This is a genomic window from Longibacter sp., from assembly GCF_051155795.1.
Classification (GTDB): domain Bacteria; phylum Bacteroidota; class Rhodothermia; order Rhodothermales; family Salinibacteraceae; genus Longibacter.
Map to the genome: position 1 here is coordinate 1 of NZ_DAXETW010000063.1, position 9,937 is coordinate 9,937.

The 9,937-nt window shown below is 64.1% G+C and carries 6 protein-coding genes and 1 tRNA gene; 1 reads left to right on the forward strand and 6 read right to left on the reverse strand.

The window, feature by feature from the left end; translation table 11 throughout:
* Positions 1-2,474: ATP-dependent chaperone ClpB (clpB, locus tag ACFCU0_RS06970; RefSeq protein WP_434972948.1), on the reverse strand; the 2,474-nt coding region annotated here is incomplete at its 3' end.
* A 388-nt stretch (positions 2,475-2,862) separates the two neighbouring features.
* On the opposite strand from clpB, the gene ACFCU0_RS06975 reads away from it, so the two are divergent.
* Complete coding sequence (locus ACFCU0_RS06975; protein WP_434972949.1) at positions 2,863-3,519, forward strand: phasin family protein; 657 nt, start codon at positions 2,863-2,865, stop codon at positions 3,517-3,519.
* Between the two features lie 138 nt (positions 3,520-3,657).
* On the opposite strand, the gene ACFCU0_RS06980 is transcribed toward ACFCU0_RS06975, so the two are convergent.
* From ACFCU0_RS06980 to ACFCU0_RS07000, 5 genes are all read right to left on the reverse strand, one after another.
* Entirely contained in the window at positions 3,658-5,511 is a 1,854-nt protein-coding gene (locus ACFCU0_RS06980; RefSeq protein WP_434972950.1) for an ABC transporter ATP-binding protein, read from the reverse strand.
* Between the two features lie 141 nt (positions 5,512-5,652).
* A complete protein-coding gene (locus ACFCU0_RS06985) occupies positions 5,653-6,366 on the reverse strand; it encodes an ABC transporter ATP-binding protein (RefSeq protein ID WP_434972953.1) in 714 nt (237 codons plus the stop codon).
* A 101-nt stretch (positions 6,367-6,467) separates the two neighbouring features.
* Positions 6,468-7,829 carry an efflux RND transporter periplasmic adaptor subunit gene (locus ACFCU0_RS06990; RefSeq protein ID WP_434972951.1) on the reverse strand — a complete coding sequence of 454 codons (1,362 nt, stop codon included), beginning with the start codon at positions 7,827-7,829 and terminating at the stop codon, positions 6,468-6,470.
* 64 nt (positions 7,830-7,893) lie between these two features.
* The gene (locus ACFCU0_RS06995) at positions 7,894-9,516 is read right to left on the reverse strand and encodes a TolC family protein (protein WP_434972952.1); all 1,623 of its coding nucleotides are present in this window, start codon (positions 9,514-9,516) and stop codon (positions 7,894-7,896) included.
* A 329-nt stretch (positions 9,517-9,845) separates the two neighbouring features.
* Positions 9,846-9,935, reverse strand: a tRNA-Ser gene (locus ACFCU0_RS07000).
* Between the last annotated feature and the right edge of the window lie 2 nt (positions 9,936-9,937).

The window sequence follows — 9,937 nt, forward strand, 5'->3', positions numbered from 1 at the left end:
GGACGGGCGCCGAAGGCCGGGTCAAACCCGCGATCGGCCAGCCAGTCCTTGGCCGCGTCCGAGAGCTGCAGTGTGAGGTTGTGACTCTTGCTGGCGATGCCCGCGATGCGGTCGAACTGAAGCTCGACGATCTGGCGGATGTGCGTCCGGCTCAGCGAACGGAATGTGACGACCTCATCGATCCGGTTGAGAAACTCCGGACGGAGGCGCTGACGAAGCATCTTCAGCAGATGATCCTCCAGCTCCTGACGTTCGAGGTCCGACAGGTATCCGCCGTCGACGCTGTCCATCTTCTCCGTGATGACCTCCGATCCCATGTTCGAGGTCATGATGATGATGGTGTTGGTGAAGTCCACGGTCCGCCCCTGATTGTCGGTGAGGCGGCCATCGTCGAGCACCTGCAACAGGACGTTGAAGATCTCCGGGTGCGCCTTTTCGATTTCATCGAGCAGCACCACGGAATACGGCTTCCGCCGGACGGCCTCCGTGAGCTGTCCCCCTTCCTCATACCCGACGTACCCGGGCGCAGCGCCGATGAGGCGGCTGGCCGTATGCTTCTCCTGGTACTCGCTCATGTCGATGCGGACCATCGCGTCCTCATCGTTGAACAGAAAAGCGGCCAGCGTTTTTGCGAGTTCGGTCTTGCCTACCCCGGTTGTGCCGAGGAACAGGAACGAACCGATGGGACGGTTTTCTTCCTGCAGCCCGGTGCGTCCGCGCCGGACGGCGTCGGACACCACCTCGATGGCTTCCGGCTGCCCGATCACGCGCTGCGACAACTCCTCCTCCATCCGGACAAGCTTCTGCCGCTCGCTCTCCAGCATCTTCGATACCGGAATGCCGGTCCAGTTGGAGACGATCTCGGCAATGTCCTCGCCATCGACTTCCTCCTTCAGCAGCGCACCGTCCTCCTGCACTGCCTGCAGTTTATCATTTGCCTCTTCGGCCTGCTTTTCCAGGTCCGGAATGTCGCCATACCGGATTTCGGCAACGCGATCGTACTTGCCTTCACGCTCCAGGTTTTCGGCCTCGACGCGTAGCTCATCGATCTGCTCTTTCGCCTGTCGCGCCGTCTGGATTAGATCCTTCTCCTCCTTCCAGCGCGTCTTAAGGGCATCGCGCTCGTCCTCCAGGCTGGCGATTCCATGGTTGATGTCTTCGAGCTTCTCGTCGTCCTCATCGCGCTTGATCGCCTCGCGCTCGATCTCAAGCTGTCGAATCTCCCGGTCGAGCTGGTCCAGGTCGGCGGGCATCGAGTCGATCTCGATTCGCAGCCGAGCAGCCGCTTCGTCGATCAGGTCGATCGCCTTGTCCGGGAGCTGCCGGTCCGTGATGTAGCGATTGGACAGATCCGCCGCGCTGATGATGGCGCTGTCCTGGATCCGGACGCCGTGGTGCACCTCGTAGCGCTCCTTCAGGCCACGAAGGATCGAGATCGTGTCGTCCACGGACGGCTCTTCGACGACCACCTTCTGGAAGCGGCGCTCCAGCGCACGGTCGTCTTCGATGTGCTTGTACTCGTCGAGCGTCGTCGCTCCGATCGCACGGAGTTCTCCGCGGGCGAGCGCAGGCTTCAGAATGTTGGCGGCGTCCATCGCTCCTTCCGCCGCACCGGCCCCGATCAGTGTGTGGAGCTCGTCGATGAAAAGAATCAGTTCCCCGTCCGATTCCGACACTTCCTTCACGACCGCCTTCAGCCGGTCCTCAAACTCGCCGCGGTACTTCGCCCCGGCCACGAGCGCGCCCATATCGAGCGCCACAATGCGCTTCGACTTCATGCTTTCGGGCACGTCGCCCTGCACGATCCGGGTGGCGATTCCCTCGGCAATGGCCGTCTTCCCCACGCCGGCTTCCCCGACCAGCACCGGGTTGTTCTTCGTGCGGCGCGAAAGAATCTGAAGCACGCGACGGATCTCCTGGTCGCGCCCGATCACGGGGTCGATCTTTCCTCGACGCGCCAGGTCGTTCAGATCGCGAGCGAAACGGTCGAGGGCTTCGTACCGGCTTTCTGCATGCGGGTCGTCGGCGCTTTGCCCGCCGCGTACGTCCTCCAGCACGTCACGGACCTGCGACTTCGACGCGCCCTGGTCGCGCAGGGCCTGCCCGACCTCGCCCTTGCTCTCCACGAGGCCGATCAGCAGGTGCTCGGTCGACACGTATTCGTCGTTCATCAAGTCCGCCTCCGCACGCGCCCGATCGAACACCTTCTTGAGCTCGTCCCCGAGGTACTGACCGGAAACGCTGGCGCCCGTGACTTTCGGCAACTTCTCGAGCGCTGCGTCGGTCCGCTGGCGAAGGGTATCGAGCGATGCACCGATCCGCCGCAAAATCGACGTGGTGATGCCGTCGGTATCCGTCAAAAACGCGCCGAGCAGGTGCGCGGGCTGGACGCCCTGATGATTGCTGGACGCCGCACGCTCCATGGCCGACTGCACGGCCTCCTGCGCTTTCACCGTAAACTTCTGCAGATTCATATTCGGTCGGTGCCTGATTCGCAATAGCAAGCGGCACGAGATTCATCGCCGCCGGGTCAATCGGTTGGGTGCGAAAGCGATGCCACAGGACACGCTCCTGACAAAGTGACACGAAGTTCGCTTCAGACGGGCGTCCGATGAGCGCCTCAGGCAGCGATTATATTAAGGGAGTGTTAATCTACAAGAATGACACGGTGCGTCAAGCCCTCTGGGAACCTATGACGCGATGCGTTATTTATGTATGTGACGAATCCGGAATCTGTGCTGGCGCGAATCGACTGCTGCCGGCCTCTGGCGTCACCCGATCGTGCCCCGGCGGGAATGCCTGCCCGGATGCGCACACCCCTCTACGCACATTGCCCTCTCGAACTGACGAGCAGAGGACCTTATGAGCACCAAAGACACCGCTGTAGAAAAGAAGAAAATCGACCTGTCGAACCTGCCGAACGAGCTGACCGAGCGGGGACGGGAAATCTGGCTTGCCGGCCTTGGCGCGCTCTCGCGCGTGGAAGAGGAAGGCGACAAGGTGTTCAAGACCCTGGTCGACCGGGGCCGTGACTACGAAGACAAGCGCCGCCGGCAGATCGACGACGCGACCAGCAGCCTGAAGAAGCGGCAGGACGCCCTGACGAGTGACGTCAGCCAGCGAATCGACGACGCGACCAAGACGGTTGAAGACGTCGTCAACCGCACGGTGAACAGCACGCTCGGTCGCATCGGCGTTCCCACGCGTCATGAGGTGCAGGGACTCTCCGACAAGGTCGGCGAACTGTCTCGCAAGCTCGACGCACTGGGCGCCATGCTGGTGACGCAGGTACAGGACGCCGAGGGAGAGGTCGTCTACCACGTCTCGCCTCATGAGGAAGGCTGGGCCGTGATCCGTGAAGGGGCCGAGCGCGCCACGAAGCTCTTCGGCACCAAGAAGGAAGCTGTAAGCGCCGGCCGCGACATCGCGAAGAAGCACATCCCGAGCCAGCTGGTCGTGCACAAGCAGGACCGCTCGGTGCAGGAGAGCTTCTCCTACGAGGAAGAAGACGACGCCTAACCAGAGCATCCCGGCCCGCTACCGCCACGTTCCCCCGGTAGCATCAACCCAACGAGCCCGCTTCCAGCGATGGAGGCGGGCTTTTTTGGCATTGAGATAAACCACCGTCCCGGCCTCAGCGCCCATCCCCTCCCGGCCTCAGCGCGGGTCCCGGAGCGACTCTACCGCTTCCTCGCGGTTGCCGTCGCGAAACTGCAGGGCGGCGAGATCCCGGTAGAGCCCGTCCCGGGCGAAGAGCTCGTCATGCGTTCCGCGCTGCACGATCCGACCGTCGTCGAACACCAGAATGCGATCGGCATCCTGAACCGTGGAGAGCCGGTGGGCGATGATGAGCGTCGTTCGTCCTTCCATCAGCCGCTCCAGCGCCTCCTGGACGAGCGCTTCTGAAGCGGAATCCAGGGACGACGTCGCCTCGTCCAGAAGCAGGATCTTCGCATCCCGCAGGAGCGCACGCGCAATGGCGATCCGCTGACGCTGACCGCCGGACAGCTTCACGCCCCGCTCCCCGACTTCTGCGTCGTAGCCGTCCGGCAGCGCCGCAATGAAGTCGTGCGCATTGGCCGCCCGTGCGGCCCGCTCGACCTCGGCGTCTGTCGCCTCGAGGCGACCGTAGCGAATGTTCTCTGCGATGGTCGTATTGAAGAGCTGCACGTCCTGCGACACCGCCGCCACCTGCGATCGAACCGACTGAACGGTGACGGTTCGCAGGTCGTGTCCATCGATCAGGACGCGGCCATCCTGCGGGTCGTAGAAGCGAGGAATGAGGCTGATCGCGGTGGATTTTCCCGCCCCGCTCGGCCCGACGAACGCGACCGTCTCGCCCGCTTCCACTTCCAGTGTCAGGTCTTTCAAGACCGGCTCCTGCTCGTAGGCAAACGTGACATGGTCGAAGGCGATGTCGCCCCGGAGATCCGTGAGCGGCTTCGCATCGGGGGCGTCCTGAATCTCCGGGTCCGTATCGAGCAGTCCGAAGAGCCGCTCTGTCGCGCCGGCGGCGGAGTTGAACGTGGAGTAGAGGCGGGACATGCCGCCCACGCTGCGCGCGATGTTGAAGGCGTAGAAGATGAAGGCCACGAGGTCGCCCGTCGTCAACCGTCCGGCGAGGACCTCCGTGCCCCCGTACCAGAAGATGGCGGTGAGCGCAGAAAAGAACAGCAGGCCGACGAGCGAGGAAAACGTCGCGGACACCAGGACCCGGACTCGCGACTCCTCGAAGAGTTCTTCGACCGCGTCGTTGTACCGCTCGACTTCGTAGCCCGAGCGCGCGAACGACTTCACGAGGCGGATGGCGGAGAGCGCTTCCTCGGCAATGGCGGTCGTGTCAGCGAGCCGGTCCTGGATGTTGCGCGAGAGCGACCGGATCTTTCGCCCGAAGTAGATCGCTATGATCGTGACGACGGGCACGACGAGGAAGATGATGAGGCTGAGGCGCCAGTTCAGCACCACCATCAGGGCGACCGAGCCGACGAGGGAGAGCGATTGCGTCAGCAGGTCGGCCAGCGCCTGCGTGACCGCGCTCCGAACCGAGCCCACATCGTTCGTGAGGCGCGACGTCAGATCCCCCGTTCGGTGATCGCTGAAGAACCGGAGCGTCAGCCGGTGGAGATGCCGGTAGATCCGCTGGCGAAGATCCGAGACGACGCGCTCGCCGGTCCACTCCAGCAGATAGTTTCCGGAAAAGGAGACGGCGGCCTGGATCAGGAAGAGGACGACAAGGCCGAGCGTGAGCCGGTCGAGCATGGACCGGTTGGCCTCCTCGAACACCGCATTGAGGAGCTCGCGCAGGCCCAGCGGAACGACCAGCGCAACGAGAGACCCGACCGACAGCAGGAACAGGGCCGCTAAGAGACGCAGCCGGTAGGGCCGACTCAGCCGGAAGATGCGCCGAAGCGCTGTCCACAACTTCTGAGGAGATCGCGCCGCGTCCGTATCCTCATTGTCGGCGCCCTCGACGGTGGACGCTTCGGCATCGGATGTACGGTTGCGGGCCATAGACAGGCAGAGAGGGCGCAGAAAAGAGAGACGGGTACACCCTCGTGTACGAACGGACGAACCCCTCAGGTTCGGCCCCGGGACGTGGAAAAGAGGTAACGGACGCCCCTATCACGCAGAAAACAGGCCGTTCGTCCTTCTCTATTCGACCGTTGCTTCGGCAAGCTCGGGAGAATCCACCTTCAGGTCCTGCTCCAGTTTTCCATCCCGCAGGCGGAGGATACGACGCGCATGGTGGGCGATGTCCTCCTCGTGGGTAACCACCAGCAGCGTATTTCCCTGCCGGTAGAGCGATTCGAAAAGCATCATGATCTCGCCTCCGGTCTCGGTGTCGAGGTTGCCCGTCGGCTCATCCGCCAGAATGATCGACGGTCGGTTGACCAGTGCCCGGGCGGTGGCAACGCGCTGGCGCTGCCCGCCGGAGAGTTCGTTCGGACGGTGATCCATTCGATCGCCCAGTCCCACATTCCGGAGCGCCTCCGCCGCGCGCTCCCGGCGTTCTGCCCGCGACATGCCGGCATAGATCAGTGGCAGTTCCGCATTCCGGAGGCAGTCCACGCGCGGCAACAGGTTGAACGTCTGGAAGACGAAGCCGATCTCCCGATTTCGAATTTCAGCAAGCTCGTCGTCCGTGTAGTCGCTTACGTCCTGCCCGTTCAGGAGGTACTGCCCGCTCGTGGGCGTGTCGAGGCACCCGAGCATGTTCATGAGGGTCGACTTGCCGGACCCGGACGGCCCCATAATGGCGATGTACTCGCCGCGCTCGACGGAAAGCGTGATGCCGTCCAGGGCCCAGACCACCTCCGCGCCCATCTCGTAGCGTTTCTTAAGATCGGTAATCTGAATGAGCGGCATCTCCGGGCTCGGAGTGGTCGCCGCATCGGTGCGCGTCGCTTCCATGGGATTGGAGCCAGTGGTTGGAAAAAGTCCGGGGTGCGGCGGGCGAGAGCCGTCAATCAGTTGGACGCAAACTCCACGGACGAGGACTCGCCCTCGTCGTCCTGGATGCGGATTCGATCGCCTTCCGACAGCTCACGGCTTACGGCGCTGTAGGGGCCAATGATCACGCGCTCCCCTCCGTCGAGGCCCGAAATCACCGCAACGTGCGTATCATCGGAGATGCTCGTTTCAACCTCCACCATCCGGGCGGTGTCCGCTTCCGCCACGAACACAACGCGGCGAAGATCTTCCTTCCGATCCAGCCCTTCCGGCTCCTTGCCGTCCCGGTCGAGCGCGTTGAAGTCCCGCACCGTCACCGCCTGAATGGGCACGGAGACGACGTCGGCGAGCGTCTGGGTGAAGATGTCCACCGTGCCGCTCATCCCCGGGCGGAGATTCGGCGGCGCTTCCGGGCCGGTCGGCAGCTCCTGACGCGTTACGCCGCTGCCGTTCGTCGCGACGGTTCGCGCATCCACATTGTGCGGATCGAGGACGCGTATTTTGACGGGAAAGTTCGTCACCTGGTCCTGCGTGCCCTCTCCACTGACCCGCGCCGAGTTCGCGATCTCGGTCACGCTCCCGCGGAAGCTTCGCTCGGGGTAGGCATCCACCTCGATAGCTGCGGTGTCGTCCAGGGCCACATTGACGACGTCGTTCTCGTTGACGTCGACCTCAAGCTCCATCTGGTCGAGCCGGGCGATGTTCATGATCTCCGTGCCCTGCATCTGCGTCGTTCCGACCACCCGCTCCCCGGCTTCCACATTCAGCTTGCTCACCGTGCCGTCCATCGGCGCGTAGATCCGCGTCTTTTCGAGCTGCTCACGCGCATCCTGCAGCCGAGCCGCGGCGCTTTCGACCTGATACCGGGCTGCCTCCAGCCGCGCGACGGATTGCTGGTACGTCGACTGCGCCGTCTCAAAGTCGGCGTCCGACACCACGCCTTTCTCATGCAGCTTCTTCTGCCGGTCGAACTGCTGGCGTGCCTGCAGGGAGTCGGCCCGCCGCTCAGACAGGGTCGCCCGTGCCTGCGACACCTCCGCCCGGGCGCGCTCGACCTCCGCCACGTAATTATCCGGGCGCAGACGCGTGAGCAACTGTCCTTTTTTCACCTTGTCGCCCTCCTGAACCGTCAGTTCCACGATCTCGCCTGAGACGTCCGGGCTGATCGTCACCTCCGTTTCCGGCTGGGCGCGGCCAAAGGCGGTCACCACCTGCGTGATCGTCCGACGCTCGGCGTCGGCGACTTCAACCTGTGTGCCCTCCTCTCCGCCACCGAGGGCGCCCATGGACCACGCCGCGAGCACGACGACGAGACCGACGACGATCACGCCGCCCACGATGAGCAAGAGGCGGGAGGATGTTGATGAAGACGTAGCCATGGGTCAGAGAGAAGAGTCGGGGATAGTGAAGCGATCCCATCGGGGCGCAACGCGGGGCGATGGGCTAAAACAGGGATTCGCTCGGGTTCAGGTTGCCCACATAGTAGGCGATGAGCTTCTGCTGGAACACGAAGTTGTAGCGGGCACGGATGCGCTGGCTCGCGGCCTGAACGAAGTTGCGGTTCGCGTTCGTGAGCTCGACGATCGAGGCTGCGCCGAGGTTGTAGCGCTCCTGCGCGGCTTCGCGGGCCTGACGAGCCGCCCGCACCTGCTTCTCCGTCACATCCAGCTGCTTGACCGCCGTCTGGTAGTTGAGGTAGGCCTCGCGGACCTCGAGCGCGACCTGCTGTCGCTGGTCTTCGAGTTGATACTGCGCGTTCAGCCGCTGCACCTGCGCTTCTTCCACCTGCTGTTCTCGGCGAAGGCCGTCGAACAGCGGGAACCGAAGGCTCACGCCGATGCTTCCGCCGCGGCGCTGGTCCAGGATGTCGTAAAAATCCACCGCCTGAAAATCGGGGTCCACCACCTGAACGGGCTGGTCGACCACCACCCCTTGCTGTGTGAGAAAGCCCAGCTCCTGCGTCTGACCGGTGCCCGGCACCGGCTGGAAATCGGGCGCCGTGCTCGACCAGTTCGTACCGTAGTCGGCACTGAACGTGAGCGTCGGCAGGTACTGCGACCGGGCGGACGAGACGCTGCTTTCCGCGGCCTGCACGCCGGCGCGGTCGGCCCGGAGGTCAAGCCGCTGGTCGAAGGCCTGCGTGATCAGCGCGGTCAGGTCGTAGGCGGCTTCGGGTTCGACATTTTCGGCCACCTCAGGCGCGTCGAAGCGATAAGCCTCCATCGGGTCGAGGCGAAGCACCTGAATCAGCCGCGTCTCGGATAGTTGCACGTCCCGCTCGGCGGCGAGCACGTTCGACTCCGCCTCCGCCACCGCTGCCTGCTGCTCATAGAGCGCCGAGACCGGGCGCGAGCCCGCATCGACAAATTCCTCGATCTGCCGCAACTGCTGTTGACGCGCCTCCAGTTCTTCGCGCTGGACGACAAGGATCTCCCGGTTTTCGACGAGCGCGATGTAGCGGTTCATGACCTGGAAAACGACGTCCTGGCGCGTTCGCTCGAGGGACAGCTCGCTCGAGGTCGCCTGCCATTCCGCGTTCTTCATCGACGCGTAGTTTTCGACGCCGAGACCACGGAGGGAGACGCTCCCGGACACGTCGACGCGGAAGAAGTCGGTCGACTGATCGACGATGCCGCCCTCCTCCTGCGAGAAGCTCCGACCGAAGTTGCGGGAGAGGCCGGACGAGAGCGTGGCGTTCGGGGCCCAGTCCATGCGTTCGGCCCAGACATTCGTTTCGGCCCGGCGGACCTCATTCGAGGCGCGCTTGAGGCTCGTGTTCTGGTCCAGAGCGATGTTGACGGCCTGATCGAACGAAATCACGGTGGTATCCGCGCCGGCCGGCGTGTCCGAGCCGACCGGCTGTGCCGTTGCCCGGGGCGCCGCTACGACCGTCGTTGCCAGCACCAGGAGAAGGGCGACGGTGAGGCCGCCGAAGGCATGCGAGCGGGCAGGTTCGTTGGATGTCGCCGGGGATAAGAGTCTCGCCATCATAGAAAAACGTACGTCGTCGATCAGAAAGGTGGAGGTGATGAACGAGGCGCCGGGCGGTGTGCCGGACCAGGGCACGGGCGAACGGACGGGGCGAATCCGTTGAGCGGGACCGTCCCATCCATCCGCGTCGGCCGTACACACGAGGGGCAGGCGATCAGTGTTACAGGGCCGTCGCGGGTCCCCGCATCTGCACGCGATGCGTCTCGTTCAGTCGAGTTACACGACCGCTGTGCGCGCAGGTGCCACCGCCGAGGGCCGTTCGTAGCACCGGGCCCACCGTTCATGACAATCGCGGATGTGTCCGGGATCGACCGGCAGGGACATGGGGGAGCCGGCCGACGGGCGGGCTCCGGAGGGGGCTGCTGTGGCCGGATCGACACAGGCGTCCGGCGGCGCGAGAGATGCGGAGGGGGAGGGATTCGAACCCCCGAGACCCGCGAAGGGCCTGCCGGTTTTCAAGACCGGTGCATTCAACCAGGCTCTGCCACCCCTCCGT

Coding starts and splice junctions, on each gene's coding strand:
- ACFCU0_RS06975 (WP_434972949.1), top strand. CDS start 2,863: ATGAGCACCAAAGACACCGCTGTAGAAAAGAAGAAAATCGACCTGTCG.
- ACFCU0_RS06980 (WP_434972950.1), bottom strand. CDS start 5,511: ATGGCCCGCAACCGTACATCCGATGCCGAAGCGTCCACCGTCGAGGGC.
- ACFCU0_RS06985 (WP_434972953.1), bottom strand. CDS start 6,366: ATGCCGCTCATTCAGATTACCGATCTTAAGAAACGCTACGAGATGGGC.
- ACFCU0_RS06990 (WP_434972951.1), bottom strand. CDS start 7,829: ATGGCTACGTCTTCATCAACATCCTCCCGCCTCTTGCTCATCGTGGGC.